A 26,050-nucleotide genomic window follows, 5' to 3' on the forward strand; every position below is an offset into this window, starting at 1 on the left:
CCGCGTCAGTGCCGGCAAGCAGCTGATCGAGAATGTCGTTCGGTATCGAGGGTTCTTTGCGTCGTGACATACCGGGTCTCCTTGTTCCCCATTATGCCTCGTCGCACACGAAATTCCTGACAGTCCCGCGATCGCCAAGAACGCTCGCGTCGACGCGATACATTCCGGCTACGGTTTCCTATCTGAGAACCCGGACTTCGCGGAAGCGCGCGCAGGCGGGGATCAAGTTCATCGGCCCGTAGCCCGACACGATGTGCTCCCTCGGCGATAAGGTCTCCGCGCATCGCGATCGAAGCCGGAGTTCCCGTCGTTCCGGCCAGCGACCCACTTCCCGACAATGACGACGAGATCAAGCGGATCGCGGCCGGAGTGGGCTATCCCCCGCAAACTATGCGCCGATGATTCTTGATCCTATCGACCCTTTGTCGCCATTCTGCTGCCGATTTTTATCTCCAAGTGCAGACCAGCGGCTTTCGCTCCGCTAGTCGCCGTTGGCATCGACCGTGAAAATCATCGTCTTGCCGCGTGACGCTGGATCCCATCCAGCGCACAACGCCGCCCGTACCCCCCTTGCGGCAATCGCGTCGTTGATGTGGGAACGCCCTTTGGGCAATCCTTTCATCAGGCGCTTGGGTGTTGGAAATTCGAGCACGGCCTCGCGCGGCATACCCTGCGCGCGCAATGAGACAGTCATGCCCTTCCACCCATCGTCAGAGGATAGCCGGGGCTCGCTCAGGAGTTGCCAATCAAATTTGGATCCGTCGATTTCGACGGTGCCGCCAAGGCTACGGGTATTGGACATGCAACGGCCCTAGCATGCCGATGGCGGCACTTCATCCTTTTCACTGATGGTGCAGCGCCTTCTCGAACCCCTCATTTGCCTTCGTCATCTTGACGAGCCTCCTGAGGTAGCTGCGAACATGCCGCTCGAACCGGACATCGTCATAGATGCTCGTCGCCGGATATTCGTCCTGGCCGATCAGTTCCTGAAGGCGTCTGGCGAACCCGGCTTGTTCATTCGTGCAATCGACAGCCTTCAGCACGCGGCAAACCCACTCTTCGGCAGCGGCCCTGTCATAATCGTCCCGCGCCTCATAGCCGCGCCGGTCCGCCGCAGCCTGATCCAGCCTCGATGCTTCGAACCGGCGCTCCAGCCATTTGCGGACCCGTTCGCCATCCCACGGCTTCAATGCTTCTGTCATCGCTGTTTCCCGTCGCGATTTTTTAGCAAGAGGCCGATTTATGAACTTACCAATATGATGCCGGCGTTCGCATCGCTATAGCCGAACCGAAATCAAGGCAGTTAAATCGATATATGGCCCGCAAGCGTTCGAAATACGATCCCTATGATCGTCTTCCGCAGGAAGACGAAGCTCCAGAGGAGCCGGTGGCCTGCTGGCTATGCGGCCGCCCGACCGGCAAGACCATCGTCTGGCATCACCCCATACCCAAGAGCCGTGGCGGTCGCGATGTCGTGCCGATGCATTCCATCTGCCAGCAAACGCTGATTGCCAATTTCACCAATTCCGAACTGCAGCGCCACGGGATGGAGGTCGCGGGTCTGCTGGAAAATCCGAATGTTCGCAAATTCGTTGACTGGGTCGCGAACAAGGATCCGGACTTCACGGCGACCATCGCAAAGAAGCAACGCTGATTGCGCGGATCATCGGCGCAATAGGGCCGCATTCGTGTACAAGCCTGATGGTCACATGGCCGTCGACCCGGCCAATCTAAACGCCATGGCTGGCCGATGACGAACGACGGCTTTGGATGCCGCCATTCGCAGGTTCGAATTCTGCCGCCCCAGCCAAGTTTTTCCCAACATACTGCCAAACCGGGGCTTTTCGAACGACGCCGGAACTGTGGTGGGGCGTTTGCTACAGAACCCTGCTACAAAGTTGGGGCTTGGTACGGATGGGAGGCATCCCGAATACGGTCAGGCGCGGGGGCGTCTATCACTTCCGGAGGGCAGTGCCGACGGCGTTGCGGGTACGGCTGGCACGCAGCGAATTGACATGCAGCCTCCACAGGCACCAATCAGGAGAAGCGCGGTTCCTGTCGCGCTGCCTGTATCTGCGGTCGGAGGAATTGTTCGTTGTTCTCGAAAGCGCCAATCTGGGCGGGGTGCCAATCTGAACATCGGCGATCGAAGCCGGGAATGCATGTCATTCGGGACGAAAAATTCTGGCTCCCCCTGATCGCGGTGTTCTCTGGAATGCGCCAGGAGGAAATCCGCCAGTTGCGTCTGGTCGATGTGCGTCAAACGGAAGGCATTTGGGTTTTCGATCTTAGGGAAGGCGAGGGACGCCAACTCAAAAACAGCAATGCAATCCGGAAGGCGCCGATCCATCAGAGCCTGATCCGGCTGGGTCTACCAATACAAGCAGCGTATCGAGATCGAGCTCATGCCGGTCGGCTAAGTTGGCGAGTTCGGCGCGTTCCGCATCGGTCCAAGCCCCTTCCGTTGCCTCACCGCCACCGGGCATAACAATATGGCTACCATTTTTGTTGGTCTGCTCGCTGCCCCAAGCGAGCCCACCATCTCTACATGAAAGCCGTCCGTCGACGAACATCATCATCAAGCCTCTTCTAACCGTGCGACACTGACCTGTTGGGTATTCAGTCTGGCTTCGCCAAAGGCTGTCAGGAAGGCGACGTCCGCCGCGTCCCGCCCGACGCCTATCTTCGCCATGTCGGCTTCCCGGGCCATGCCGGTCGCATCGACCAGATGCCATTCTCCGCCAAGAAACAGTTCAGCGACCGCGTGGAAATCCGGTGGTTCGACACCCAGCGCATAGACGCTGGCGATGCGCGCGGGAATGCCTGCGGCCCGGGCGAAGGTGATGAGCAGGTGCGCATAGTCGCGGCAGACGCCCTTTCGCATGATGAAGGTGTCTGCCGCGGTCGTGTCGCCATTGCTGGCGCCTGGAGCATAGCGCAAATGATCATGGACCCACTCGCGCATCGCCACCGCCATCGCGCCGCCCTCGGGCTCTGCAAAAGTCGCATCCACAAAGTCATGGAAACGATCGGACGGGCAATAGCGTGAGGGCATGAGATATTGCACTGTCTCGCCAGGCAATAGATGAAAGGGCACGCGATCGAGCTGACCCAAAGGCGTCAGGATGCGATTGATCGCGACGGTTGCGGTATAATCGACGATAAGTTGGTCCTGCGCGCGCATCCAGATGCGTTCTCCAATCCCGTCCTGCGCCGCGACGCTTGCGACATGCTCATAAGGGGGAAGAGTGAAAGACTGATCCTCCACCCGCTGCTCGGGGATTTGGGCCGCATGGACATGAAGCAGGATGTCCATCGGCCGCGCCAGTTCATAGTCGAGATGAATAGCAATTGAGAGCGTCATTGGCAGTTCCATTGATCGAGATAAGGCTTCCTCTGGGTGCAAGGAGCTTATGTCAGCAATAATGGCTGGAGGTCAGCCACCGGCAAACAGCCGGACGAATGGAGGGGGTCCAGGGTTCCTTGCCTCTACGGATATAACACGAAATCGACGCGAAGATTGTCATCGGAGGGACCGACCTCCTGGCCGGAAAAAGCCGACCCTTTACAGTCGTTAACCGGGACATATAGACTTCCCGGGGTGCGGACAGGCGGCTATTCGATGGCCATCGCGACCGGACGGTTTATGGCTCTCGCTTTCGCGAGCGTGAGGAAGCAAGGCAGTTTCATGACCCAAGACAAAGCTCTGATCATCGTCTGCCCACATTGCAGCGCCGCCAACCGTGTCCCACCGGATAAACGGCATGCAGGGGGCACATGCGGGCGGTGCAAGCAGCCACTTTTCGCGGGTGAGCCGGTTTCGCTAACCGCCGCCAATTTCGATGCGCATGCCGGTCGCAGCGGCGTGCCCCTCCTGGTGGATTTTTGGGCGTCCTGGTGTGGCCCCTGCCGCCAGATGGCGCCTGCTTTTGCCGGGGCAGCGCGCGACCTTGAACCCTTCATGCGCTTGGGCAAGCTCGATACGGAAGCCGAGCAGGGCATCGCCGCGCGCTACGGCATACGTTCGATCCCCACGATGATCCTGTTCTCGAACGGGCGCGAAGTGGCCCGGCAATCGGGCGCAATGCCGCAACAGGCCATCGTCGCATGGGCAAGGGCGCAATTGTAGGGGGACATCGGCGCGAGACACGCTAAAGCAAATATCGCGCAGGCTGCGAACCCGCAGCACGCCCGCGCCAACGATCGTCATCCCCCGCTGAGAGCCTGGAGGATGATGACTTCGTCCCAGGCGGACAGCGGCCTGCCTAGTTCGAAAACCTGTTCACCGTTGACGAAGCAGCGCATATTGCGGCGAAAGCGGTCCTGCTCGTCAATCATGCGAAAGCGGATGCCGGGATAGCGCGCATCAAGCGTAGCGAACAAATCGATAAGGTTCGCGCCCGACGCCTCAACCTGCGACGTGCCAGTATAGGATTGCAGCGCGCTGGGAATCGACACATTCATGCCACTTCTCCTCAGGCCAGGACGGCCGTTTCCACGGCATAGACTGGCGGTAGATGCTGCGCGATCATCGACCATTGCTCGCCTTCATCCGCGCTCATCCACAGGCTGCCGCTGGACGTGCCGACATAGATGCCGACCGGATCACAGGCATCGTTGGCCATCGCCTGGCGATAGACCGTCCACCAGGCGCCGTTCTGAGGCAGGCCGGCATCCTGTCGCGACCAGGACTCGCCGCCATCGCGAGTGATATAGGCTGCAGGCTTGCCCCCCGGGCTGGTGCGTGGCCAAACGTCGGTGCCGTCCATCGGGAATACCCAGGCAATCCGGTCGTCGCGTGGGTGGGTTATGATGGGAAAGCCAATGTCGCCGACCTCCGCCGGCATGGCGCGTCCGATCCGCCGCCATTGGTTCGACGGCCGATCGATCCGGTAAATACCGCAATGGTTCTGCTGATAGAGCCGGTCGGGGTTCGAAGGGCATAGCGCCAGGCAATGTGGGTCGTGAAAGGCCCATTGGCTGGCATCGAACCCGGCGACCACCTCCAGCCCTTCGATCAACGGCATCCAGGTCTGGCCGGCATCATGTGATTCGTGCACGCCCCCACCCGACATGCCAAGGTAGAGATGGGCCGCGTCGCGCGGGTCGACCAGCAACGAATGCAGCTTCGGACCATCGGGGGTTCCGTCCTGTGTGCCACCCAAACGGTCGCGATAGGCGGGGTTGTCGTTGAAGCCCGCGACGCCTTCCCAGGTCACACCACCATCCTCGCTACGAAAGAGCGCTTGTGGTGAGGTTCCGGCATACCAGACGCCCGGTTCGGTGGTGTGACCGGGGGTCAACCAGAAACTGTGATCGACGGCGCGGCCAACCTCTCCTTCTCGCGCCTTGGGAAAGGCTGGCGGACGGCTCGCCTCGCTCCAGTTCCTGCCCAGGTCGGTCGAGCGGAAGATCGTCGGACCCAGGTGCCCGGTCTTGGCGGCGGCCAGCAATGTGCGACCATCGCGCGGATCGAGTACCAGATGATGGATGATATGGCCCAGGAAGTGCGGACCATCGGCCTGCCATTCCCGCCGTCCGACATCGCTGCGATAGATCCAGGCACCCTTTCGCGTCGCCACCAGCAGGGCAAGCTCGTGCATGTCTCGGTCTCCCGCCGAAATGGGCCGCCTGACCAATTGGCGGCGCGCTCGGCTGCGACAGTCTCGGACGGAAAGCAGCCTTGGTCAAGTTGAACGATCGACAGCGATCAGGGGGCGCCCGTTAACCGGAAAAACGGCCCATCCCAGACATTAAGTGGCCAATTCGCTTCCGCAGGAGCGGCCCGTCCGGTCACCTTGCATTATACTGCGAAAATGGCCGCTTGCAGAATAACGGCTTAGGGTGAGGCCTATTGGGTGATTGGACATCCGGCGCCGCCTCCCTGTCATCCAGGGCCGCACCCAAATTCATTCCTTGCCTTAATTGGAATAAATCTTGATGTCTTTGACGATCATGTCACCTGAGCCATCCGCATAATCGCCGGTCGTCTTCACTGCGACATCCATGATCGGGTACCAGCGGAAGCCGGCGAAAGGATTGACGGCCTGGTAGGTCTCCTTGCCATCTATGAACCAGCTTATATAGTCCGGCTGTATATCCACGGCAAAGCTGTGGAAGCTTTTCGTAAAACCGCCGATGCCATAGACCTCCTCGGTATTCATGAATATTCCTTGCTGGAAGGTGCGGGTGATATTGGCACCGCCATGCAGCGTGTTGGCGGTATAGCGATCGAAATCCCACCAGCTCTCGAAGCCGAACCCCTCATAGATGTCGATCTCGGGGGGCCAGCCAGCTGTGGAGATGAGCCAGAAAGCTGGCCATGAGCCGCGCCGGTCCGGCATCTTGGCCGTGAATTCATATTGGCCATATCCGATCTGGACCGGCTTGGTATTGTGACCGCTCAGGACGACCGAACCATAATTATAGGGAACGCCATCCCACTCCAGCGGCTGTTTGAGCTTCTGGCTATGCATGACTAGTCCATCGTCCGTGTAGCGCAGGGGCGCCTCGATCCCGGCGTCACGGTAAACCCAGCCATCAAGATAAATCCCGGTTTCCTGGTTCCCCGGCTGCGAGCGGCCGTTTGGCAGCTTGGTCGACCAGGCCTTGTCATGGCCTGCATCCGACCATTTCATTGTATCCCGGCTCATCCTCCACTGAAGCGTGCCGCTCGGCGAAAAGGTCCGAGGCTCGCGCCCGACAGTCTGCGCCGGTGTGGCCTCTTTCTGAAAGTCGCACTGCACATAGGCGCGATCGGTTCCCATCTTACCTCCCCAGGGCGCTTCGACGAAACGGACGATGAAATCGGCTTGCGGGATCCCGAGGATGATCGGCACGTCGACGGTTTTTGTCAGCGGATCGCCTGGGCGGAAGATGACGGCTTTGTATATGGGCTGATAGTTGATCCCCGCAACGCCTCTCACCAGTCCGGTGCCGTCTTCGGTCATCACCCTAGCGATAACGGTGTTGGGCGTCGGCCGGTCAAGCGAGATCGGGACATGAGCCACATTAGCCCCAGGCTGATAAGTCGCGGGCCCAACCGACGCAGTGGCCCGCTCCGGATATCGGGTGCCGTTCGCAAAGTCGAAGCTGGAAAAATCGCCTGCATCTAATGATGAGAATGATGCAATGGCAGTCGTATCAGCGGCAGCCACGTGCTGCGCGGATGCGTTTTCTATTGCGGAGCGCATGAATTCCAATGTGTCGATTTTGGCATCTGAAGCATGCCTGTCCGTTGCCGCCCCCAACGCTGGCGCTTCACGATCTGAACGTGCAAAGAAGATCGCGTTCGAGGTTAAAGCCAAGGCGCTGAAACAAACCATAAAAAGGCATGCGAATAGAGCGCCCGAAAGCGAGCGTGAGAAAAATGTTTTTTTCATGATGCGACCCCTGTTGTTCTCTTGGATGAGACTGACCGCTTTGCCGATTCCTCCTTATCCTATGCAGATAGTGCCGCTGCCCCGTTTCGGGCCAGCGGATTCTCAGCTATCATTCTGTATATCAACCTTTTTTTAGATTCGGCGAAACGACTTTTACGTTCATCTCACCGGCTTCACGGCACGATTTGTCGCCGATATGCTGGAGGTGGGTTGTTTGGGCTTGGGCAAGCGACCTGCACGGATTTGCCCGCACGCGCCTCACCACGCCCGGCTCTCGACCTCAGTGGTCGCCCGTACGATCCGATGGGCATTTGCGGGAGAAATTCATAGTGGCCCGTCTCAGGCCCAACGACTTCGGTGGCAACGGCGCCGATGTTGACAATTCGAGCCTCGCGGGAGCCTTCCAGCGCTGGGAGAACTGCCTTCGCCGCGATCATGCTTCTGCGTCTTTTCGCGCTTGGGCTACAACTTCTCCCAGGCCTTGCGCGCCATTCAGTTAGAGCGCGCCGTTCTAACGACAGCATACGTCCCGAATGATATTCACGATGGTACCACCGATGCGTCGTGAGCTATGGCCATCATCTTGTCCCGTGCTTGTGATCAATCCATCCAGAGGCCGCCGTTCACGTCGACGATCTCGCCGGTGACGAAGGCGCTCTCTCGCGTGCAGAGCCAGGCGACCATGCCCGCCACCTCATCGGACCGGCCCATGCGGCCTGCCGGGATTTGCTGTACCAGCGTGGTAGGGAAGCTGTTCGTCATCGGGCTGGCGATCGGGCCGGGCGCGACGGCGTTGACGGTGATGCCGTGCGATGCCAGCTCCCTGGCGAGGTAGAGGGTGAGCGCATGCACGCCCGCCTTGGCCGCGCCATAGGCGGCGTTGCCTGCGCGCGTCTGTTCTTGCGGGTCGATCCAGGGGCGCGGGTTGCCGCCATTTTTGGCAAGCACTGACCCGATATTGACGATCCGGCCGAAGCCAGCCGCCTTCATCGGCGCGATCACCGCCTGATTGGCGAGGAACACGCCGCGCAGGTTGATGCCATGCACCCGGTCCCATTCCTCCAGGCTGATGTCCTCAAATGAACCCAGCGACGTGATGCCCGCCGCAGTGACGAGGCAGTCGATCCGGCCGAAATCGTGGACCACCGCATCGACCAGTTCGCGCACCTGCGCCGCGTCGGAGAGGTCGAGCGCATAGCTGCGGCTGTCACCCGCCGATGATGGCGCTTCCCGGTCGGCAAGTGCCAGCCGGGCGCCGCCTTCGGCCATACGCTGCGCGATCGCGCCGCCGATCATGCCGCCCGCTCCAGTGACCAGCACGGCCATATCGTCCAGCGCAAACCGCGTCTTCATGCGCCTGCGCTCGCGTGAAGTGCAGCCTGCCGCCCGAACACCGCGCCGCGCAGCACGGAGGTCGACCCGGTATAGGTGCGATAATAGAGGCCCATCGTCTCCCCGGCAGCATAAAGGCCATCGATGGCGCGGCCGTCCTGATCCAGCACCCGGGCGTGGCGATCGACCTTCAAGCCACCGAAGGTGAAGACATTGGCCGAGATCACCGGCCAGGCGAGATAGGGCGCCCGGTCGATCGGCCGCGCCCAGTTGGATTTGGGCGGCGTGAGGCCTTGGGTGGCAAGACCGTCACGCTCCAGCGGCTTGAATTCGCCTGCCCCGCAGGCTGCATTATAGCGGCCGATGGTGTCGGCCAACACATCGCGGGGCACGCCGATCGCGTCCGCCAACGCCTCTATGCTGTCGGCCCTGACCGGCGGCTGATCGGTGCGGCTGCCCTTCTGCCAGTTGGGGACATCGTCGATCTGCGCATCGACGATCAGCCAGGCGATGCCGTCGCGCTGCTGGAAGATGCGCCGGGTGACATTTTCATAATGGGCATCGACCGTGCCGGGTGCCTCGTCGGTGAAACGCAGGCCGTCCTTGTTGACCAGTATGCCATAGGGAAAGGTGAAGATCGCCGGTTCCGCGAGGCCCGAGCGGGGATCGATCGGTTCGGCATGATAGCTGCCGAAATCGCCATTGGGCGCGGCGCCGATGTCGAGCGCCATGCGGATGCCTTCGCCTTTGTTATAATGGCCGCCCCGCGCCACGGGGCGCAGGTTGATCGCCTGCGCGCCGACGTAGCGGGCCAGCATTTCCGGATTGCCCTCGAACCCTCCGCAGGCAAGGATCACGGCGTCGCTCTCGATTGCGCCGCGGCTGGTTGCCAGCCCGGTGACGCGCCCGTCCTGTACCAGCAGCGACCGGGCGGTTGTTTCGAAGCGGAAGTCGACGCCCTTCGCCTTGCATGCCTCCGTCAGCGTCTCGACCATCGCCAGCCCGCCGCCGACCGGCAGCAAGCGCGTGGTCGTGGTGGTGATGAACGCGGTGGGCAGGAAATCGAAGCGCAGCCCGGCCCGCTCCAGCCAGCGCAGGGTCGTCCCCGCATGGTCGGCAAAGGCGGAAAGCAGGTCCGGGTCGACCATCGACTGACTGCGCGCAATGGGTGACCAGTCGGCATGGTCGCGCACCATTTCCTGTTCGATGCTGGGGTCGGTATAGCCCCCGGCATTGGCCATGAAATGGTCGATAAAGTCGTCGGCCACCTCATCCATCGACTTCATGCGCAGATAGGCTTCGGTATAGCGGGTGTTGCCGCCATGCTCGCCCTCCGCAGCGCGTTCGATGAGCGTAACCCGCGCTCCGGCTTCGGCTGCGGTCAGCGCGGCGCTCAGGCCCGCAATGCCGCTGCCCACAACGATCAGGTGCATGATTTTACTCCGGTTTGAACCGCTGTTCGAGCGCGTCCCAATGATGTTTCGCCACCGCTGCTTGCCGTTCCTCGAAAGAGGCGAGCAGGTCATGAACGGCATCGAGCGAGCCGGTGGCCTTGAGCGAACCAAGCACGGTCGCGCTGGCCCGCACCGCTGCCTGCAAGGCCGCATTGGCATAGAGGACAAGGCCGAAGCCCATGTCGGCCAGCTCGGATTGGGGCAAGGGCGGGGTCTTGCCGCCATGGACTATGTTGGCGATCTGCGGCACGGACAAGGCGGCGATGCGACGCATCTGATCCGCATCGCGTGGCGCCTCGATGAAGGTGATGTCCGCGCCTGCCTCGACAAAGGCTTCCGCGCGCTCCAGTGCGGTGTCGATGCCCTCTACCGCCAGCGCATCGGTGCGGGCGATGATCAGCGTGTCACGTGTCCGCGCATCTGCGGCGGCGCGGATCTTCGGCAGCATCTCGCCAAGCGGGATCACGCCCTTGCCGTTGAAATGGCCGCAGCGCTTGGGGAAAAGCTGGTCCTCCAACTGAATGGCGGATGCGCCCGCCCGCTCCAGCACCTTCATCGTGCGGAACGTGTTGACGGCATTGCCGAAGCCGGTGTCGGCGTCGACGATCAGCGGCAGGCTGACGGCGTCGGCTATGCGCGACACGGTTCCGGCGATGTCGTCCAGCGTCGTCAGGCCGATGTCGGGCGCGCCCAATGCCATATTGGCGATCCCGGCGCCGGTCACATAAACGCATTCGAAGCCCAGATCCTCGATGATCCGCGCAAAGAGGGCGTTGGCGGCGCCGGGTGCCAGCACGGCTTCCCGGCGCGACGCGATTTCCCGCAGCGCCATGGGATCAGCCCTCCCGCGCCGCCTGGACGAACTGGCCGCTGTTGCTGACCGTGCCGACGGCGGGGGCGATCATCGTGATGAAATGATCGTGCAGCGCCAGATTTGGGGCGGCGCAGATATCCTCGATCACGACGGGCGCGAAACCGGCATCGTCCGCGAAACGAGCGGTGCTTTCCACGACCAGATGGGTGGCGACCCCGCCCATGTAGAGCCGCTTGATGCCCTTCTGCATCAGCCAGGTCATCAGGCCTGTGTTGAAGAAGGGATTGACGCACTGTTTGGTGATCACCAGCTCGCCATCGGCTGGCGCGACATCGGGATGGAATTCGGTGCCGAACTCCCCGACGATCGCGGCGCGATTGGATTTCAACCCGCCGATCCGGGCGGCGACGCTCAGGCAATCGGCATAGTCGGGACGAAAGCCGAGCCGGACATGGACCACCGCCATGCCGGCGCTGCGGGCCGCGTCGAGGCAGCGGCGGGCATTGGCCAGCACGCCCCGTTCCTCGACGATCTTGGCCAGCCCATGCGCTCCGACCTTGCCCTTGGGGTCGACCATTTCATTTTGCAGATCGAGCAGTAGAAGCGCGGACGTCATTCATCATTCTCCGGGTTTCGGGACAGGCCGGGCGGGGACAGGTCACCGACCGGCGGAAAGGATCAGTAACGGACAGAAAGCGTCGCGCCGTAGGTCGCCGGCATACCGGCGAAGCGGGCGGATACGTCCGCGATCTTGTAGGCATTGGTCCAATAATATTTATCACCGACATTGCGGCCCCAGATGCTGAAGCGCCAGCGGTCGTTGGCGCTGGCAATTCCGGCGCGCAGGTCGATAAGAGTATAGCCGTCGATCGCCAGCGTCGGATTTTGCCCGAGTGCGCCGTTGGTCTTGCTGCGGCCGTTGATATTGCCGCCAATAAAGGCGTTGAGCGTCTGCGATACCGGGAATTCGTAATCGGCGGCCACCGACCATTGCCAGCGCGGCGTGTTGGGGAAGGATTCGCCCTTGAAATTCTCGACCACGCCATAGGGATCGAAGTTCACGAAGTCCCCGATGCGGCTGCGGACATAAGTCACGCCTGCATTCAGCGTCAGCCCCCGCACCGGACGCAGCACCGCCTGTAGTTCGGCACCCGTCACCTTCGACTTGGGAATATTGACCAGCAGGTTCAACGGGCCGAATATATTGGGCGTCAGGATGACGCTGCCCAGAGTCTGCTTGTCGCGATAGTCATAGTGGAATACCGCACCGTTCAGTTGCAGTTTCCGGTCCAGCAGCGTCAGCTTGAAACCGGCTTCATAGGCGGTCAGCTTTTCCTGCGTCACCGGCGTATATTGCGAGTCCGACGATGCCGGGATCAGCGGGAAGGCGCCGACCTTGTAACCGCGACTGACGCTGGCATAGAGCAGCGTGTCCTTATTGGGCTTGAAGTCGATGCCACCGCGCCAGGACAGATTGTCCTGCGCCAGCTTGGTGCGCGTGATCGTCGGTTGCAGAGCGGCATTGAGCTGCGTGCATTGCGGGTTGGGGCCGAGCGCCGACGGATCGCCCTGGGTGATGATACCCAGGCCGACCGCCAGGCTGCCATTGGCGCTGTTGCCGGTGCAGCCGGTGAACTTGTCCGACGTGTCGGTGTAACGAAGCCCGCCATGCAGCGTGATGGTATCGCTCACCGCCAGGTCGACATTGCCGAAGACGCCATAGGTCTTGAACCGCTGCTCCGAAGAAATCGGGATCTGGTCGGGCACCGGCAGGCCGAAGAAGACGGCGAAGGGTGCGAAGCCGGACGCTTCGGTCGAAGTCAGTCGCTGGACTTCATCCACCTTGTTGTTTTCATGGTTGGCGCCGACGATCCAGCGGCTGCCGGAGCCGAACTCGCCCGAAAGCCGGACTTCCTGGAAGAAGGCCTTGATCCGCCCGCTGTCGATCGTGTCGACCAGCACCAGTGCGGTCCCGTCAGGGTCGACCACGTCATGCGGCTTATAGTCGGAATAGGAGGTGAGCGAGGTCAGCGTCACGCTGTCGCTGAGGTCATAGTCGAACCGGCCCGTCACCTGCCACTGGCGGTCGTCGCGGCGGGGATTGAGGCCCGCCGTCCAGTCGCCCACACGGGCGTCGGATGTGACGATCGGTTGGTTCGCCAGGCGCGGATCGACGAAGGGCGGCATCAGCGGATTGACCTGGATAAGCTGCGCCGCCTGCACGTCGGACTTGTCCCAGAAGGCGTTGAAGCCGATCTTTGCCTTCAAACGCTCCCCATTATAATCGATCAGGCCGCGAAGCTGGGTGAAATCCCGCTTGCCATTGCGGTCGCCGGGCCGGGTCGCGCTGTGCTGCCATTCACCCGATCCTTCATGCCGCGCAGCGATGCGCACAGCGACGTTGTCGCTGACGGGACCGGACACGAAGCCGCCCAGATCCCAGCTATCGAAGCGGCCATAGCTGGCGTCGGCCCCTGCGGTCAGATGGTCGGTCGGGCGCGCAGCGATATAGTTTACCGCGCCGCCGGTCGAATTGGACCCGAACAGCAAGCCCTGCGGCCCCTTCAATACTTCCACCCGTTCCAGGTCGAAACTGGCGCTGCGCGTCATCGCGGAAAAGGGCAGGGGCGCCTCGTCCTGATAGACCGTCACGGTCGGCGTAGAACCGATGTCGTAATTGTAGAAGCCCACGCCGCGCAGCGAATAGACCGGCGTGCTGTAGGCCGACTGGGTGAAGGTGAAGCCCGGCACGATCTTGCCCAGATCATTGGCGCTCTGGATGCCCGCCTTGACCAGCTCGTCCCCGGAAGCGGCGCTGATCGACATGGGAACATCGTTGATCGATTCCGCCCGCTTGGTCGCGGTGACGATGATGTCGGCGCCATTTTCCGGCTGTGATGCCTCTTGCGCCAGAGAGGGTCCGGCGGACAAAAAGGACATGGCAAGCGCGGTGCTGGACACCGCTGTTGCAAGGCGCGCGAACGTCATCTTCTTCTCTCCCATTGGCCGGCGGCTTGTTTTGGCTGCGCCTTGGCTTTCCTCTTGACCACAGGGCTAGAACATCGCCATCATCGAGTGAAGCGATAATTATCGATAGCGATTATCGTCTATGACGATAGGAGAGATGGAATGCGGAATGTCCTTGTGGTGGGTGCGGGTAATGCGGCGCTGTGTGCAGCGATAGCCGCGGCGGAGGCGGGCGCGCGGGTCACGGTACTGGAGCGGGCGCCCGAAGCGGCGCGGGGCGGCAACTCCGCCTTTACGGGGGGAGCCTTCCGCACAGTCTATGAAGGGGTGGAGGATATCGCCCATCTCGTTCCCGACCTGACCGAGCAGGAGCGGGACAGCAGCGACTTCGGTCGTTATGACGCGGAGAAATTCTACCTCGATCTGTGCGAACTCAGCGGCTATCGCGCCGATCCGCTGCTGATCGACATTTTGGTGCAGCAAAGCTTGCCTACCCTGTCATGGATGCGCGATCAGGGTGTGCGTTTCCTGCCCGCTTATGGCCGCCAATCCTTCAAGGTCGACGGGCGGAACATCTTCTGGGGCGGCCTGACCGTGGAGACGGCTGGCGGCGGAGTTGGCCTGGTGGACGCGCTGTTCCGCCGTGCAGAGGCGCTGGGCGTCACGATCCGCTACGACCACAAGGTCGAACATCTGATCGGCAATCGCCATGGGGTGGAGGGCGTCATCGTCAACGGCGAGGCGCTGCATGCCGATGCGGTCGTGCTGGCGGCGGGCGGCTATCACGCCAATGCGGAATGGCGGGTGCGCACTCTGGGGCAGGGCTGGGATCTCGCGAAGGTCCGGGGGTCGCGCTACAACACCGGCAATGTCATACAGGCCGCCTTCGCCATCGGTGCACGGTCGCATGGCAACTGGTCGGGCTGCCACAGCGTTTTCTTCGATGCGGGAGCCGAGGACTTCGGCAATATCGCCATGATCAACCAGCAGAAGAATTATTTCACGCTCGGTATAGTCGTGAACCGCAATGGCGAACGTTTCTTCGACGAGGGATCTGACTTCCGCAACTATACCTATTCGAAAATGGGCGCGGCGATTCTGCGCCAGCCCGGCGGCACGGGCTGGCAATTGTTCGACGCCCAGTCGATCCCTATCCTGCCCGACGAATATCGCGTGCCACGCGCCGCGCGATTCGAGTCGGATACGCTGGAAGGATTGGCGGCCAAGCTGGAAGGCATAGACCGCGACGCCATGCTGCGGACAATCGCGGAATTCAATGCAGCGGTGGATGAGGACGTGCCCTTCAACCCTGCGGTGAAGGATGGACGCGGCACCCGGGGTCTTGCGATCAACAAGAGCAATTGGGCGCGGGCGCTGCGCGAGCCGCCCTTTGTCGCTTATGAGGTCACATGCGGCATCACGCTGACCTTCGGCGGATTGGCGATCGACGAGCAGGCCCGCGTCCAGAGCGAGGAAGGCGAGGCGATCGCCGGGCTCTACGCGGCGGGCGAACTGGTCGGCGGCCTTTATTATGATCGCTATCCCGGCGGCGCGGGCCTGACCAGCGGCGCGGTGTTCGGCCGGATCGCCGGTGCCCACGCCGCCATGGGCTGATGCCGGACTACATAGCCATGATGTCGACCAGCGCCTGACGTAGCCAGGTCAGCGCAATGTCCTTCGATTGATCGGGCCGCCAGGTGGCCGAGATGTCGATTTCCGGGGTGGGAAGGGGAGGTTCGATCCATTTGAGCTTCCATTCCCCCTTCAGCGTCGTGGCCAGTCGCCTGGGCAGGATGGCGACCGCGTCGCTGCCTGCGACGATCCGGGCGAAGATCAGATAATTGCCCATGGTGAGGCGAAGGTTCGCGGCCTTGCCCAGCTCGTCCCACAACATGGTTTCATGGTTGAACGACACGCGGGGCAGCGCCGAATAACCGACATGGCGCAGCGCCAGAAATTCATCGGCCGACATTCCGGGGTAGAGCGCGTCATTATCCTCCGCGCCGATGCAGACATAAGTGTCGCGATAGAGCAATTCCCGTTCCATGCCCGATACGCGCAGCGCATTGGCCGGAAAGACGAACAGGTCGATGTCTGGCCGGGTCGAGCGGTTGAGGAATTGCGGCCGGATCTCGACAAAGTCGAAGGACAGTTGTGGAGCCTCTATAGCCGCCCGCGTCAGCAACGGCCCGCCAACCAGCGCCGCGACATAGTCTGCCGTCGCAATCACCAGCCGCCGCTCGACAGTATCGATCTGGCCGCGTGACTTGGTGATGACTGCCCGCACACCATTCAGCAATTGGGACACGTCCGGCATGATTTGTTCGGCCAGCGGCGTCGGCACCATTTCGCTGCCCGACCAGGTGAACAGTTCATCGTCCAGCGCCTGCCGCAGCCGGTTGAGCGCGGCGCTGACCGTGGACTGCGCCAGGTTCAGCGTCCTTGCGGCGTTGGATACGTTGCGGTTGGTCCAGATCGCCTCCATCGTGACCAACAGGTTGACGTCGAAATCCCTCAGTTGCATCGCTCTTACCTGCCAATCGTTTACCGCAATAGTGACTATCCAAATATATCGTTTTTGACAATAGGAAGGGCGCGCTAATCCAGTCCTATCAACTCGCGGCAAGCGAGATGCAGGAGTGGATTGATGGCAGAATTGCAAAATCTCGCCTATGTCGTCTTTGCCGTCAGCGACCTTGGAGCCTGGCGCAGCTTTGCAACCGACATCGTTGGCTTGGGCACCGTGACGACGCCCGACGGCGGCCTTGGCCTGCGCATGGACGATCATCCCTGGCGGATGCTCGCCACCCAGGGGGATGACGATGACCTGACCCATGCGGGTTGGGATGTCGGCACGGCGGAGGAACTGGACGCCTATGTCGCCGCCCTTCGCGCCAAGGGAGCGGATGTGCGCGAAGAAGATGCCGGGCGAGCGGCGGCGCGCTGCGTCACCCGGCTCTACAGCCTCACCGATCCCAACGGCGTCACCCATGAATTTTTCGGCGGGCGCACTGGTTTCGTTCAGGATGGCGGCCATCTTTCGCCCATATTGCGCGGCGCAGGTTTCACGACCGGCGACCTTGGCATCGGCCATATCCTGCCGGTCTCGCGTGACTATGACGAGGGCGTTGCCTGGTATCGCGACATATTGGGCCTGCGCTACAGCGACCGCATCCGGCAGCTCATCGCGCCGGGCGTCTATGCGGACGCGACCTTCTTCCACAGCGCTACAGGGCGTCACCACTCGCTCGCGACAGGCTCTTTCCCTTCGTCCAAGCGGCTCAATCACCTGATGCTGGAATATCGGGACATGAACGATGTCGGCCTGGCCTGCGATCGCGCCAAGAAGGCCGGTATCCCGATCGTGCTGGAACTCGGGCATCACCCGAACGACCAGATGTTCAGCTTTTACATGCGGACCCCCTCGGGCTTCGGGATGGAACTGGGTCATGGCGGTCTGGTGATCGACGATGCGAGCTGGGAGCCGCAAATCTACGACCGCATGTCGGACTGGGGCCACGCCCGCAACATGAACATGGCCGACTGAATAGTGGCCAATCCAATCAGGGAGTGATTATGTCTATCTGGATCGATTTTCTCAGCGCCGAAATCCGCTATGTCGACACGCCGAGCTTCGGCCGCGTGCGCATTGCCGAAGCGGGCAAGGGCAAACCCGAAGCGCTGTTCCTGATGCACGGCATCGGCGGCCATATCGAGGCCTATTCAAAAAATGTGGTGCCGCTGGGCGAGCATTTCCACGTCATCGCCTTTGATTTCGTCGGCCACGGCCTGTCGGAAAAGAAGACCGACATCGAATATCCCGCCAGCATCTATGCCGATCAACTCAAGGAGTTGATGGACGTGCTCGGCATCGAGAAGGCGCATATTTCCGGCGAATCTCTGGGCGGGCTGGTAACCGGCCTGTTCGCGGTCAAATATCCCGAACGCTGCCTGCGCCTGATCCTCAATACCGCCGGCGGCATTCCGATCATGACTGACAAGGGCCGCCAGGATCTGGTCAACCTCGCCACGCTGACCGAGAAGAATTACGGTAAGCCGCCCAGCTTCGAGAGCATCAAGGAACGGATGCAGTGGCTCATCTATGAAGGCAATTGGGATCTTCTGACCGATGAGCTGATCGAATCCCGCCTCGCCATCTATTCGCGGCCCGATTTCCAGAAGTCCGCGCCTCTGGTCTTCGCCCGGCTGAACCAGGCCAAGGCCGGCGGCGGCAAAGCGATGCCCGACGCGATGGAGCTGGAAAAGATCGAGCAGGAAGCCCTGCTGCTCTGGACCACGCATAACCCGATCCATGACGTCCCCGCCGCCGAGGCCGCCCTGCCGCGCCTCAAGAAAGGCAAGCTCTACGTCATGCAAAAGGATTGCGGTCACTGGCCGCAATATGAAAGCCCTGAGGAATTCGATGCCGTGGTGGTCAAATATCTGACCACCGGAGAGGTCTGACAGCCATGGCCGCCGCGCTCGCCCATCCCATCCCGTCGTCGCCCATGGCGCCCAAGCCCGACCTGTTCCGGCAGGGCATGCGGCGCCTGGCCGGGGCATGCACGATCATCACCTCGGTCGCGCCGGGCCAGGGGCGTGAGGGGTGGGCCGGGCTGACGGCGACGGCGGTGGCGTCCGTCACGGCCGAACCGGCGCGGCTGCTGGTCTGCATCAACCGCTCGACCTGGGCGCATAATATCATCAGCCAGTCGCGCATATTGGGCGTCAATGTGCTGGGTGATGATGCCCTGCCGCTGGCCAAGCGTTTTGCCGGGGGCGTTCCGCCGGAGGAGAAGTTCGCGCAAGGCAACTGGCTCACCGCCACCAGCGGCGCGCCCCTGCTCGGCAGCGCGCTCGCCAGCTTCGACTGCCTTGTGGGCGAAAGCATCGAAGCCAGCACGCACGATATCTTCATCTGCGACGTGCTGGGCGTGCTGCTGCGCGAACCGGGGGGCGACCCGCTCATCTATTTCGACGGGGCATTCCTGCCCGAACGCCCGATCCAGTGAACAAGATACAAGGAGAGCCCGCCATGTCCGTTGCCGTATTGGGCCAGAAGGCCAGTGAAATTCCTACAGCCAAGGAACTGGTCGCCCGCGCCGCCGCCATGGTTCCCGGCCTGCGCGCCCGCGCCGACGCGATCGAGGAGGCGCGCCGCGTGCCGGACGACGTGATCGACATGTTCCGCGAAGCCGGTTTCTTCCGCATCCTCCAGCCGAAAAAATATGGCGGATGGGAAATGAACCCGATCGTCTTCATGCGGGTGCTGGGGGAGCTTGGCCGCGGCTGCTGCGCCAGCGCATGGGCGATGATGATCCTGGGCGTGCACAATTGGGAATTCGGCGTCATGGACGATCGCGCCGCGCAGGATGTGTGGGGCGAGGATGACCAGACCATCATCGCATCCTCCTATCCGCCGGTGGGCGAATTGACCAAGGTGGAGGGCGGCTGGCGCCTCAAGGGCCGCTGGCCCACCTCCAGCGGCAGCGACCATGGCACCTGGGCCTTTATCGGCGCGCTGGAACGCAATGAAAAGGGCGTGCCGATCGACCGCCACGCCCTGCTGGTCAAGCGCGAGGATTATGAGATCATTGACGACTGGTATACGTTCGGCCTGTCCGGCACCGGATCCAAGAGCCTGCTGATCAAGGACGCCTTCATCCCCGATCACCGCGCCCATTCGATGATCGATTACAAGATGGACGACCGGCCGACCAATTATCTCTTCCCCTTTGCGATGGTCTTCTATTCGTCGGTGTCCTCGGTGATCATCGGTTTCGCGCAGGGGGCGATCGACGTCTTCATCGACCAGATGCAGGTGCGGGTCGACAATGGATCGGGCGCTGCGACGCGGCTCAGCCCCTATGTCAAGGATCGCCTGGCCAATGCCGTGGCAAAGGTCCGCGCTTCGCAGGCCCGCATGGAACAGATGATGGCGCATTGCACGCAGATCGTCGAACGGCGCGAACTGGTCTCCACCGAGGATCGCATCCATTATATGCTCGACATGGCGCGCATCGGGCGGGAGTGCGAGGAAGCGGTGCTGACGCTCTACAAATGCACCGGCGCGCGGGGCGTGTACAAATCCAACCCGATCCAGCGCTATCTGCGGGACACGCTCGTGGCCGCCAATCATGTCACCCAGGATGCCGATAACAATGCCGGTGCCTTGGGCGGCTATCTGCTCAGTGGCGAACTGCCGCCGCTGCTCTACGAAAAACCGAAGGCCGACTGAGATGGACATCCGCATCTGGCACCAAAGCTTCACCGTCCTCAGCGACCTTGCCGCCTATGACGACGCGTTGAAGGCGCATTTCAAGCAGGTGGCGCGGCCCGACACGGTGATCGACATGCACGGCATGCGCGAAGGCACCTATCGGACCAACTATCCGGGCGACGATATCAAGCATGTCGGCTTCCAGTTCCTGCACGCGATCCAGTTCATGCAGGGCGCGTTGATGGCGGAACGGCAGGGCTATGACGCCTTCGCGCTCAGCACCCTGCCGGAACCGGGGCTGCGGGAAATTCGTGCCCTGGTCGGCATTCCGGTGGTGGGCTATGGCGAATGCGCGGCGCGGGCGGCGGTGGACGATGGGCGGCGGTTCGGGGCGCTGCTGTTCATCCCCGAGCTGGCCGAACTCTATCGCGACAATGTCCGCCGCCACGGCATCGGCTGCCGGCTCGTCGGCGCCTGCGACGTCGGCTTCCGTTTCACTGACGTGCTTGCGGGTTTTGGCAGTCCCGGCCCGCTGATCGATCGGTTTCGGAGCGCGGCCCGTGACCTGATCGCCAGGGGCGCGGAGGCGATCGTGCCGGGGGAGGCGCCGCTCAATGTGCTGCTGGCGATGAACGGCGTCAGTGAGGTGGACGGCGTTCCGGTGATCGATTCCCTGGGCGCCTGGGTGCGGGCGGCGGAAGTGGCGGTGGATGCCCGCCGGGCGGGCAGGCAGGCGGCGGGGACAGGCTATTTCGGCGCAATGCCAGATCCGGTCAGACGCGACGAAATTCTCGATTTCTACGGATTGAACCCCGCATGACTGATGTGATCGTCATTGGCGGCGGGGCGGCTGGCTGGGCTGCCGCCCTGTCCGCCGCGCAGCATGGCCTGGAGGTCGTGCTGTTGGAAAAACTGGCCGAATCCGGCGGTTCCTCGGCCATGAGCGGCGGGTGCCTCGCCTTTGCCGGGACCGATCTTCAGGCGGCTCAAGGCGTGGCCGACAGTCCTGATCTGCTGTTCACCGACCTGCGCGAAGTGGGCAAGGACGTGAACGATGCGGATTTGGTCCGGGCTTATTGCGATGCGCAACTCACCACCTATGAATGGCTGAAGGCCGCTGGGGTGGCTTTCAGCCCTGTGATTGAGACGGCGGCGGGCCAGTCGGTGCCGCGCGTGCACAGCGTCGATCCCGCCGATATGGTCCGCGCAATCCATGCCGCCGCCGAAGAAACCGGCCATATCGATTATCGCCCGGGCACGGCTGCGCGCTCGCTGCTCCAGAATCCGGACGGGCGAGTCACTGGTGTCGTTCTCGAAAACGGCGAAACGCTCGAAGCGGCACGCGGCGTCATCATCGCCAGCGGCGGCTTTGCCAAGAACCCGTTGTTGCTCGACCGCTACGCCCCCCAATATGCCCCGGCCGTGTTCGTCGCCGGAGCGGGATCGCAGGGCGACGGGTTGCAGATGGCGCAGGCGCTGGGCGCGGACTTGCGCGACATGGATTATGTGAAGGGCACCTTCGGCAAGCATCCGACCGACGAGAGCAACGACCACAGCCTGCAGGCGGTCTACAAGGGGGCGATCGCCGTCAACCAGGACGGGCAGCGCTTCGTCGACGAGAGCATTTCCTACAAGCTGCTGGGCGATGCGGTGATGGCCCAGCCTTGGCATTGCGCCTATCAGATCATGGACCAGGCGATTTTCGATACCGGCGACAACCGCGTCCGTATCCTGGATTTCGGGCGGCGGCTGGAGGAAGGGCTCTTCTATACAGGTGATACGATGGCGGATCTTGCCGCGCAGATCGAGATGGATCCCGATGTGCTGTCAGCGACCGTGGATCGCTACAACGCCCATGTCGATGCCGGGCATGATCCCGATTTCGGGAGGTCGCATCTTGTGCATCATCATGGCGCGTTGCGCAGGATCGATCAGGGGCCGTTCTATGCCTATCCTTCGACCGCCGTGGTGTTCGGCACCTATTGCGGCCTGCGCATTGACAGCCAAGCGCGAGTATTGCGCGCCGACGGTGGCTGGATCGAGGGGTTGTACGCCGCTGGCGAAGTCACCGGCGGCTTCCATGGCGCCGCCTATATGACTGGCTCGGCCCTCGGCAAGGCGGTGGTGTTCGGGCGGATTGCGGGCGAAGCGGTGGCGGCGTCATGAGGATCATGGTGCTGATCGCAGGCGTGCTCGATCCCAAATGGCCGGTGGCGCCGGGACCGGGCGGCCTGCCCGAATGCTCCGGCGACCGGCTGCTGTTCAGTCCTTTCGATGCAGCGGCACTGGAAATGGCGCTGAGGGTCCGCGATGCCCAGCCCGATGTCGAACTGAGCGCGATCGTCGCGGGCGGTCCTGAATGCGACAAGCTGGCCCGCGCCGTCTCTGCGTTTCACGTCGCGGACGTATCGATGCTGGCTTTGGCGACGCCCTGGGATCAGGCGGCGACCGCGCGGGCGCTGGCTGTGGCGGCGCGTGGCGCGGACCTGATTCTGATCGGCCGTGAATTTGGCGATTGCGACGATGGACTGGTGCCCCCGATGCTGGCTGCCATCCTCGGCCTGCCCTTTTTCGGCCGCGTGCAGATGGTGGAGGCGGCTCCGCACCTGCGGCTGATGCGCGAAGTGGGTGCGCGTGAGGAATGGTTAGCGGTCACCGGGCCCATCGTCGCCAGCGCCACCAATGACCGGCGCACCCGGCTGCGCAAGCCGCTGATGAAGAATGTCGTGCAGGCTCGTCAGGCGCAGATCGAACGTCGGGAGGCTTTCGCGGTGGGCGCCACCGGATTCCAACTTGCTGGCAGCGGCGAATTGGCGGGCGCGCGGTCGCCCACCGATTGCCTGATGATCGCAGGCACGGTGCAGGAACAGGCGCGCGCGCTCGCGATCGTCCTCATGGGGGAACGGCTATGAAGGGGTGGCAGTGCATTCTGGTGGCGATCGGCGTGGGCAGCGATAATGATTCGGTACAGGACTGGCCAAGTGACCGCTCCCTGTTCATTCTACCAGCAACCCCCGAAGGCGAGGCGCTGGCGGGAGTTCTGGCGGCGCGTCTCGATGCCGTATTGCTGGGCCGCCTGACGGAGATCGGCGTGGACGGCGATGTGCTGGTCGCAAGGCGTCCGTCCTATGGGGGGCGTATCTTGTTTGACCTGCGGCTGACGCAGGGCATTGCCGTCGCCACCATGAACGAGCCACCCGCCTGCGACCGGATGGTGACGCTGCCGGCGCCCGGCATATCGGGGATCGACCATGTCGAACTGCCCGCCCGCGACGCCGCGCTGGAGGGCGCGCGTCTGGTGGTGAGTGGGGGGCGGGGACTGGACGCCGAAAGCTTCGCCACCCTCGGCCAAATCGCGCAACGGCTCGACGGGGCGCTCGGCGCGAGCCTGCCCGCGGTCGACCTCGGTCTTGCGCCTGTGTCGCGCCAGATCGGCCAGTCCGGCCATTTCGTGACTCCCCGGCTTTATCTGGCCGCCGGCATTTCGGGGACGCCGCAACATCTTGCCGGAATCGGCATGGCAAGCCGGATCATCGCGATCAACAGCGACGCTGACGCCCCGATCTTCCGCTATGCCGAGGTCGGGATGGTGGCTGATGCCAAGATATTGTTGCCTCTGGTGCTGCAATCGCTCGAAGAGAAAGAGAGGAACGAAATCGATGCCGTCCCCCAATCGTGAAGACCTCGCCAGCCGTTTGCGGAATGCCTATGCCGACGGTGCGGTGCCGCCGATGCGCGACGGGCTGGAGCCGCAGGATGCCGACGGCGCCTATGCGATCCAGACGATCAACACCCGTTATTGGGAAGCGCAGGGACGGCGCATCGTCGGCCGTAAGGCCGGGCTGACCGCCAGGGCGGTGCAGCAGCAACTGGGCGTCGACCAGCCGGACTTTGGTGTGCTGTTCGATGATATGCGGATCGCCGATGGCGGCACGCTCGATCCCGCACGGGTCTTGCAGCCCAAGGCCGAGGCGGAAATTGCCTTCATCCTTGGCGCGGACCTGCTCGATCCCGACACCACGCCCGCCATGGTCGGGCAGGCCGTCGCCAGCGTCCATGCCGCCATCGAGATCGTCGACAGCCGCATCGCGGACTGGAAAATCAGCTTTGCCGATACGGTTGCGGACAATGGCTCCTCGGCTTTCTTCGTCCTCGCGCGGGATGGAAAGCGGCTCGAAGGGCTCGATCTCTACAGTTGCGGCATGGTGATGGAAATCAACGGCGCACCCGTATCCTTTGGCGTGGGCGCGGCGGTGCTGGGCAATCCGCTGAACGCCGCCGCATGGCTGGCGCAGACGCTGGCGCGGCGCGGCGAGCCGCTCAAGGCGGGCGATATTCTGCTGGCCGGTGCGCTGGGGCCGATGGTGGCGCTCAATCCCGGCGATCAGGTCCGGGCCGTCATCGGCGGCATCGGCGAAACGAATTTCACCTATGGAAAGACTTGAAGGCCATGGCCAAGATCAAGACGGTTATCATCGGTTCGGGCAATATCCGCACCGACATGATGATCGAGATCATGCGCCTGCGTCATCATGACTTTCAGTTTGGCAATGCGCCGTCAAGCAGGTTGAACGCGACATCCTTGAGCGAGCCAGGAGGCGCTCATGCCGGCAAACGCTGCGGCAACCGCTCAAGTGAGACGAACAGGTGATGCGGCAGTTTTCCTAACCGGATCCTCTCGCTCTACTGGAACCAGACAGCTGGAGCATCGTCCGGAAAAGTGGGAACCGGTTTTCCGCTTAAAAGGATGCGACAACAAGGAATTAGAGCGCGCGCCCTGCGTCCGATTTAGCGCAGCGCGCTCTAAGAGGTAGGATGCGCTTCCCTCTTGGGGCGGTTCATCGCTGGCCCCAGCTCATGGAGCAGACAGTCCACTACCTTCTGCACCTTCGGCAAGAGATGGCGCCGCTGGGGATAGACTGCCCAGATGGGTTCGTCGTCCGGCTGAAAATTTTCCAGCAACAGCTCGACCATGCCGTGTTTAAGATAAGGCAGAATGTAGAAATCGGGCAGTTGGCAGATGCCAAGACCGGAGACGCATGCCTCCATGACAGCATGTCCGCTATTGCATCTGAAACGCCCTTTGGGCCGATGGATCATTTCCTCGCCGTCGACCTTGAAATGCCAAGTGCCTGCGGAGCCTGCAATACATTCATGCTCCCCTAGCGTCTCAACCTCCGTTGGACGTCCCGCCGACGCCAGATAGCTGGGCGCGGCGCAGGTATAGAGCGTACGTGACGCCACCCGCGTGGCAATCAGGCGCGGGTCGATGGTCGTGCCCGTGCGTACGGCCAGGTCGAACCCTTCGCCAACGAGATCGATGACGCGATTGGACAATTCGATCGACACGGCAAGCCTGGGATGCTGCATGGCGAAGCGACGGATGATCGGTGCCACGAACCTTTCGCCCATTGCGGTCGAACAAGTGACGCGCAACTCGCCCTGCGGTTCGCTTTGATCGCTGATCAGTGCGATGGCTTCGTCCCTGTCCTGGGCGATGCGCTCGCAACGTTCCAAAAACACCCGGCCGGTGTCGGTCAGCCGGACGGTACGGGTGGTCCGATGGAATAGCTGCGCCTGCACGCGCTGCTCCAACGCCATGATCGAACGGCTGACATGCGTGGTGGACACGCCCAATGCTCTTGCCCCTCGCGTGAAGGAGCCGGCTGTGGCGACGCTGATGAATTCATCGATGCCATCCCAATTCGACATCCGATTGTCCCATTCCAGAAATAATGATTTTTTAAAACACCATATTATCACCACTGCGGAATAGCGCTAGGGTGGCGTAGCAGAGAGAGAGGGCGTGCCGATGAAACGGCTTGGAAGAATTCCCGCATGGTTATGCGGGAATTCTTCCAATTGTGCCGAGCCATGCTCC

28 protein-coding genes are annotated in these 26,050 nt (G+C 62.3%); 14 read left to right on the top strand and 14 right to left on the bottom strand.

Annotated elements, in window-relative coordinates:
* Window positions 1–157: 157 nt before the first annotated feature.
* A complete protein-coding gene (locus tag HHL26_RS24050) occupies window positions 158–271 on the top strand; it encodes a hypothetical protein (protein WP_254911526.1) in 114 nt (37 codons plus the stop codon).
* A gap of 210 nt (window positions 272–481) precedes the next feature.
* Here the strand turns inward: HHL26_RS24050 and HHL26_RS08410 are convergent, their stop codons facing one another.
* Window positions 482–802, bottom strand: a complete 321-nt coding sequence (locus HHL26_RS08410) for a hypothetical protein (RefSeq protein WP_066559076.1) — start codon at window positions 800–802, stop codon at window positions 482–484.
* 40 nt (window positions 803–842) lie between these two features.
* The gene (locus HHL26_RS08415) at window positions 843–1,202 is read right to left on the bottom strand and encodes a hypothetical protein (protein WP_066559074.1); all 360 of its coding nucleotides are present in this window, start codon (window positions 1,200–1,202) and stop codon (window positions 843–845) included.
* A gap of 113 nt (window positions 1,203–1,315) precedes the next feature.
* On the opposite strand from HHL26_RS08415, the gene HHL26_RS08420 reads away from it, so the two are divergent.
* On the top strand, window positions 1,316–1,654 hold the full coding sequence (locus HHL26_RS08420) for a hypothetical protein (protein ID WP_066559071.1): 339 nt from the start codon (window positions 1,316–1,318) through the stop codon (window positions 1,652–1,654).
* A gap of 658 nt (window positions 1,655–2,312) precedes the next feature.
* Here the strand turns inward: HHL26_RS08420 and HHL26_RS08425 are convergent.
* Window positions 2,313–2,579, bottom strand: a complete 267-nt coding sequence (locus HHL26_RS08425; protein ID WP_145907345.1) for a hypothetical protein — start codon at window positions 2,577–2,579, stop codon at window positions 2,313–2,315.
* Window positions 2,579–3,364: a transglutaminase family protein gene (locus HHL26_RS08430; protein ID WP_066559068.1), complete on the bottom strand. Its 786-nt coding sequence runs from the start codon at window positions 3,362–3,364 to the stop codon at window positions 2,579–2,581. The genes HHL26_RS08425 and HHL26_RS08430 overlap by 1 nt, the downstream gene beginning before the upstream one ends.
* A 324-nt stretch (window positions 3,365–3,688) precedes the next feature.
* Here HHL26_RS08430 and trxC point away from each other — a divergent pair, with 324 nt between their 5' ends.
* Window positions 3,689–4,129: a thioredoxin TrxC gene (gene trxC, locus HHL26_RS08435; RefSeq protein ID WP_066561884.1), complete on the top strand. Its 441-nt coding sequence runs from the start codon at window positions 3,689–3,691 to the stop codon at window positions 4,127–4,129.
* A 77-nt stretch (window positions 4,130–4,206) separates the two neighbouring features.
* Here the strand turns inward: trxC and HHL26_RS08440 are convergent, their stop codons facing one another.
* From HHL26_RS08440 to HHL26_RS08475, 8 genes are all read right to left on the bottom strand, one after another.
* The gene (locus HHL26_RS08440) at window positions 4,207–4,464 is read right to left on the bottom strand and encodes a MoaD/ThiS family protein (RefSeq protein ID WP_066559067.1); all 258 of its coding nucleotides are present in this window, start codon (window positions 4,462–4,464) and stop codon (window positions 4,207–4,209) included.
* An 11-nt stretch (window positions 4,465–4,475) separates the two neighbouring features.
* Entirely contained in the window at window positions 4,476–5,603 is a 1,128-nt protein-coding gene (locus HHL26_RS08445; RefSeq protein ID WP_066559064.1) for a glycosyl hydrolase, read from the bottom strand.
* 318 nt (window positions 5,604–5,921) lie between these two features.
* Window positions 5,922–7,382: a family 16 glycosylhydrolase gene (locus tag HHL26_RS08450; RefSeq protein WP_066559057.1), complete on the bottom strand. Its 1,461-nt coding sequence runs from the start codon at window positions 7,380–7,382 to the stop codon at window positions 5,922–5,924.
* A 600-nt stretch (window positions 7,383–7,982) separates the two neighbouring features.
* Window positions 7,983–8,735, bottom strand: a complete 753-nt coding sequence (locus HHL26_RS08455) for an SDR family NAD(P)-dependent oxidoreductase (RefSeq protein ID WP_066559054.1) — start codon at window positions 8,733–8,735, stop codon at window positions 7,983–7,985.
* Window positions 8,732–10,147 carry an FAD-dependent oxidoreductase gene (locus HHL26_RS08460; protein ID WP_066559051.1) on the bottom strand — a complete coding sequence of 472 codons (1,416 nt, stop codon included), beginning with the start codon at window positions 10,145–10,147 and terminating at the stop codon, window positions 8,732–8,734. Before HHL26_RS08460 ends, HHL26_RS08455 begins: the two co-directional genes overlap by 4 nt.
* Window positions 10,148–10,151: 4 nt before the next feature.
* On the bottom strand, window positions 10,152–11,000 hold the full coding sequence (locus HHL26_RS08465; protein WP_066559048.1) for an oxaloacetate decarboxylase: 849 nt from the start codon (window positions 10,998–11,000) through the stop codon (window positions 10,152–10,154).
* A gap of 4 nt (window positions 11,001–11,004) precedes the next feature.
* Window positions 11,005–11,598, bottom strand: coding sequence for an isochorismatase family cysteine hydrolase (locus tag HHL26_RS08470; protein ID WP_066559045.1), 594 nt, complete (start codon window positions 11,596–11,598; stop codon window positions 11,005–11,007).
* Window positions 11,599–11,660: 62 nt separating this feature from the next.
* Window positions 11,661–13,970: a TonB-dependent receptor gene (locus tag HHL26_RS08475; RefSeq protein WP_169576065.1), complete on the bottom strand. Its 2,310-nt coding sequence runs from the start codon at window positions 13,968–13,970 to the stop codon at window positions 11,661–11,663.
* Window positions 13,971–14,111: 141 nt separating this feature from the next.
* Between HHL26_RS08475 and tcuA the strand changes: the two genes are divergently transcribed.
* Window positions 14,112–15,563 (top strand): FAD-dependent tricarballylate dehydrogenase TcuA, encoded by a 1,452-nt coding sequence (tcuA, locus tag HHL26_RS08480; RefSeq protein ID WP_169576066.1) that lies wholly within the window; start codon window positions 14,112–14,114, stop codon window positions 15,561–15,563.
* A gap of 7 nt (window positions 15,564–15,570) precedes the next feature.
* Here tcuA and HHL26_RS08485 read toward each other — a convergent pair whose 3' ends face one another.
* The gene (locus HHL26_RS08485; RefSeq protein WP_066559036.1) at window positions 15,571–16,473 is read right to left on the bottom strand and encodes a LysR family transcriptional regulator; all 903 of its coding nucleotides are present in this window, start codon (window positions 16,471–16,473) and stop codon (window positions 15,571–15,573) included.
* 123 nt (window positions 16,474–16,596) lie between these two features.
* Here HHL26_RS08485 and HHL26_RS08490 point away from each other — a divergent pair, with 123 nt between their 5' ends.
* The 10 genes from HHL26_RS08490 to HHL26_RS08535 are packed head-to-tail and all read left to right on the top strand — an operon-like array spanning window position 16,597 to window position 24,820.
* Window positions 16,597–17,496 (top strand): VOC family protein, encoded by a 900-nt coding sequence (locus tag HHL26_RS08490; RefSeq protein WP_066559034.1) that lies wholly within the window; start codon window positions 16,597–16,599, stop codon window positions 17,494–17,496.
* Between the two features lie 29 nt (window positions 17,497–17,525).
* Window positions 17,526–18,413 carry an alpha/beta hydrolase gene (locus HHL26_RS08495; RefSeq protein WP_066559027.1) on the top strand — a complete coding sequence of 296 codons (888 nt, stop codon included), beginning with the start codon at window positions 17,526–17,528 and terminating at the stop codon, window positions 18,411–18,413.
* Window positions 18,414–18,418: 5 nt separating this feature from the next.
* A complete protein-coding gene (locus tag HHL26_RS08500) occupies window positions 18,419–18,961 on the top strand; it encodes a flavin reductase (RefSeq protein ID WP_066559024.1) in 543 nt (180 codons plus the stop codon).
* 23 nt (window positions 18,962–18,984) lie between these two features.
* Window positions 18,985–20,187, top strand: coding sequence for an acyl-CoA dehydrogenase family protein (locus HHL26_RS08505; protein WP_066561882.1), 1,203 nt, complete (start codon window positions 18,985–18,987; stop codon window positions 20,185–20,187).
* Between the two features lies 1 nt (window position 20,188).
* Window positions 20,189–20,989 (top strand): aspartate/glutamate racemase family protein, encoded by an 801-nt coding sequence (locus HHL26_RS08510; protein WP_066559022.1) that lies wholly within the window; start codon window positions 20,189–20,191, stop codon window positions 20,987–20,989.
* Entirely contained in the window at window positions 20,986–22,335 is a 1,350-nt protein-coding gene (locus HHL26_RS08515) for a flavocytochrome c (protein WP_066559017.1), read from the top strand. The genes HHL26_RS08510 and HHL26_RS08515 overlap by 4 nt, the downstream gene beginning before the upstream one ends.
* Window positions 22,332–23,081, top strand: coding sequence for a hypothetical protein (locus tag HHL26_RS08520; RefSeq protein ID WP_066559015.1), 750 nt, complete (start codon window positions 22,332–22,334; stop codon window positions 23,079–23,081). The genes HHL26_RS08515 and HHL26_RS08520 overlap by 4 nt, the downstream gene beginning before the upstream one ends.
* Window positions 23,078–23,848 (top strand): electron transfer flavoprotein subunit alpha/FixB family protein, encoded by a 771-nt coding sequence (locus tag HHL26_RS08525; RefSeq protein WP_066559012.1) that lies wholly within the window; start codon window positions 23,078–23,080, stop codon window positions 23,846–23,848. Before HHL26_RS08520 ends, HHL26_RS08525 begins: the two co-directional genes overlap by 4 nt.
* Window positions 23,829–24,614 carry a fumarylacetoacetate hydrolase family protein gene (locus tag HHL26_RS08530; RefSeq protein ID WP_066559010.1) on the top strand — a complete coding sequence of 262 codons (786 nt, stop codon included), beginning with the start codon at window positions 23,829–23,831 and terminating at the stop codon, window positions 24,612–24,614. The genes HHL26_RS08525 and HHL26_RS08530 overlap by 20 nt, the downstream gene beginning before the upstream one ends.
* Before the next feature lie 5 nt (window positions 24,615–24,619).
* Window positions 24,620–24,820: a hypothetical protein gene (locus HHL26_RS08535; protein ID WP_087574953.1), complete on the top strand. Its 201-nt coding sequence runs from the start codon at window positions 24,620–24,622 to the stop codon at window positions 24,818–24,820.
* A 152-nt stretch (window positions 24,821–24,972) separates the two neighbouring features.
* Here HHL26_RS08535 and HHL26_RS08540 read toward each other — a convergent pair whose 3' ends face one another.
* Window positions 24,973–25,881, bottom strand: a complete 909-nt coding sequence (locus HHL26_RS08540) for a LysR substrate-binding domain-containing protein (RefSeq protein WP_066559005.1) — start codon at window positions 25,879–25,881, stop codon at window positions 24,973–24,975.
* Window positions 25,882–26,050: the final 169 nt, after the last annotated feature.

The sequence above is a fragment of the Sphingobium sp. TB-6 genome (assembly GCF_012927365.1).
GTDB lineage: Bacteria > Pseudomonadota > Alphaproteobacteria > Sphingomonadales > Sphingomonadaceae > Sphingobium.

Excerpts from the sequence above, each read along its gene's own strand:
- HHL26_RS08430 (WP_066559068.1), bottom strand. The coding sequence starts at position 3,364 with ATGACGCTCTCAATTGCTATTCATCTCGACTATGAACTGGCGCGGCCG.
- HHL26_RS08485 (WP_066559036.1), bottom strand. The coding sequence starts at position 16,473 with ATGCAACTGAGGGATTTCGACGTCAACCTGTTGGTCACGATGGAGGCG.
- HHL26_RS08415 (WP_066559074.1), bottom strand. The coding sequence starts at position 1,202 with ATGACAGAAGCATTGAAGCCGTGGGATGGCGAACGGGTCCGCAAATGG.
- HHL26_RS08525 (WP_066559012.1), top strand. The coding sequence starts at position 23,078 with ATGAAGGGGTGGCAGTGCATTCTGGTGGCGATCGGCGTGGGCAGCGAT.
- HHL26_RS08505 (WP_066561882.1), top strand. The coding sequence starts at position 18,985 with ATGTCCGTTGCCGTATTGGGCCAGAAGGCCAGTGAAATTCCTACAGCC.
- HHL26_RS08460 (WP_066559051.1), bottom strand. The coding sequence starts at position 10,147 with ATGCACCTGATCGTTGTGGGCAGCGGCATTGCGGGCCTGAGCGCCGCG.
- HHL26_RS08420 (WP_066559071.1), top strand. The coding sequence starts at position 1,316 with ATGGCCCGCAAGCGTTCGAAATACGATCCCTATGATCGTCTTCCGCAG.
- HHL26_RS08450 (WP_066559057.1), bottom strand. The coding sequence starts at position 7,382 with ATGAAAAAAACATTTTTCTCACGCTCGCTTTCGGGCGCTCTATTCGCA.
- tcuA (WP_169576066.1), top strand. The coding sequence starts at position 14,112 with ATGCGGAATGTCCTTGTGGTGGGTGCGGGTAATGCGGCGCTGTGTGCA.
- HHL26_RS08490 (WP_066559034.1), top strand. The coding sequence starts at position 16,597 with ATGGCAGAATTGCAAAATCTCGCCTATGTCGTCTTTGCCGTCAGCGAC.
- HHL26_RS08510 (WP_066559022.1), top strand. The coding sequence starts at position 20,189 with ATGGACATCCGCATCTGGCACCAAAGCTTCACCGTCCTCAGCGACCTT.
- HHL26_RS08445 (WP_066559064.1), bottom strand. The coding sequence starts at position 5,603 with ATGCACGAGCTTGCCCTGCTGGTGGCGACGCGAAAGGGTGCCTGGATC.
- HHL26_RS08520 (WP_066559015.1), top strand. The coding sequence starts at position 22,332 with ATGAGGATCATGGTGCTGATCGCAGGCGTGCTCGATCCCAAATGGCCG.
- HHL26_RS08530 (WP_066559010.1), top strand. The coding sequence starts at position 23,829 with ATGCCGTCCCCCAATCGTGAAGACCTCGCCAGCCGTTTGCGGAATGCC.
- HHL26_RS08475 (WP_169576065.1), bottom strand. The coding sequence starts at position 13,970 with ATGACGTTCGCGCGCCTTGCAACAGCGGTGTCCAGCACCGCGCTTGCC.
- HHL26_RS08465 (WP_066559048.1), bottom strand. The coding sequence starts at position 11,000 with ATGGCGCTGCGGGAAATCGCGTCGCGCCGGGAAGCCGTGCTGGCACCC.
- HHL26_RS08425 (WP_145907345.1), bottom strand. The coding sequence starts at position 2,579 with ATGATGATGTTCGTCGACGGACGGCTTTCATGTAGAGATGGTGGGCTC.
- HHL26_RS08410 (WP_066559076.1), bottom strand. The coding sequence starts at position 802 with ATGTCCAATACCCGTAGCCTTGGCGGCACCGTCGAAATCGACGGATCC.
- HHL26_RS08440 (WP_066559067.1), bottom strand. The coding sequence starts at position 4,464 with ATGAATGTGTCGATTCCCAGCGCGCTGCAATCCTATACTGGCACGTCG.
- HHL26_RS08535 (WP_087574953.1), top strand. The coding sequence starts at position 24,620 with ATGGCCAAGATCAAGACGGTTATCATCGGTTCGGGCAATATCCGCACC.
- HHL26_RS08455 (WP_066559054.1), bottom strand. The coding sequence starts at position 8,735 with ATGAAGACGCGGTTTGCGCTGGACGATATGGCCGTGCTGGTCACTGGA.
- HHL26_RS08470 (WP_066559045.1), bottom strand. The coding sequence starts at position 11,598 with ATGACGTCCGCGCTTCTACTGCTCGATCTGCAAAATGAAATGGTCGAC.
- HHL26_RS08515 (WP_066559017.1), top strand. The coding sequence starts at position 20,986 with ATGACTGATGTGATCGTCATTGGCGGCGGGGCGGCTGGCTGGGCTGCC.
- HHL26_RS08500 (WP_066559024.1), top strand. The coding sequence starts at position 18,419 with ATGGCCGCCGCGCTCGCCCATCCCATCCCGTCGTCGCCCATGGCGCCC.
- trxC (WP_066561884.1), top strand. The coding sequence starts at position 3,689 with ATGACCCAAGACAAAGCTCTGATCATCGTCTGCCCACATTGCAGCGCC.
- HHL26_RS08540 (WP_066559005.1), bottom strand. The coding sequence starts at position 25,881 with ATGTCGAATTGGGATGGCATCGATGAATTCATCAGCGTCGCCACAGCC.
- HHL26_RS08495 (WP_066559027.1), top strand. The coding sequence starts at position 17,526 with ATGTCTATCTGGATCGATTTTCTCAGCGCCGAAATCCGCTATGTCGAC.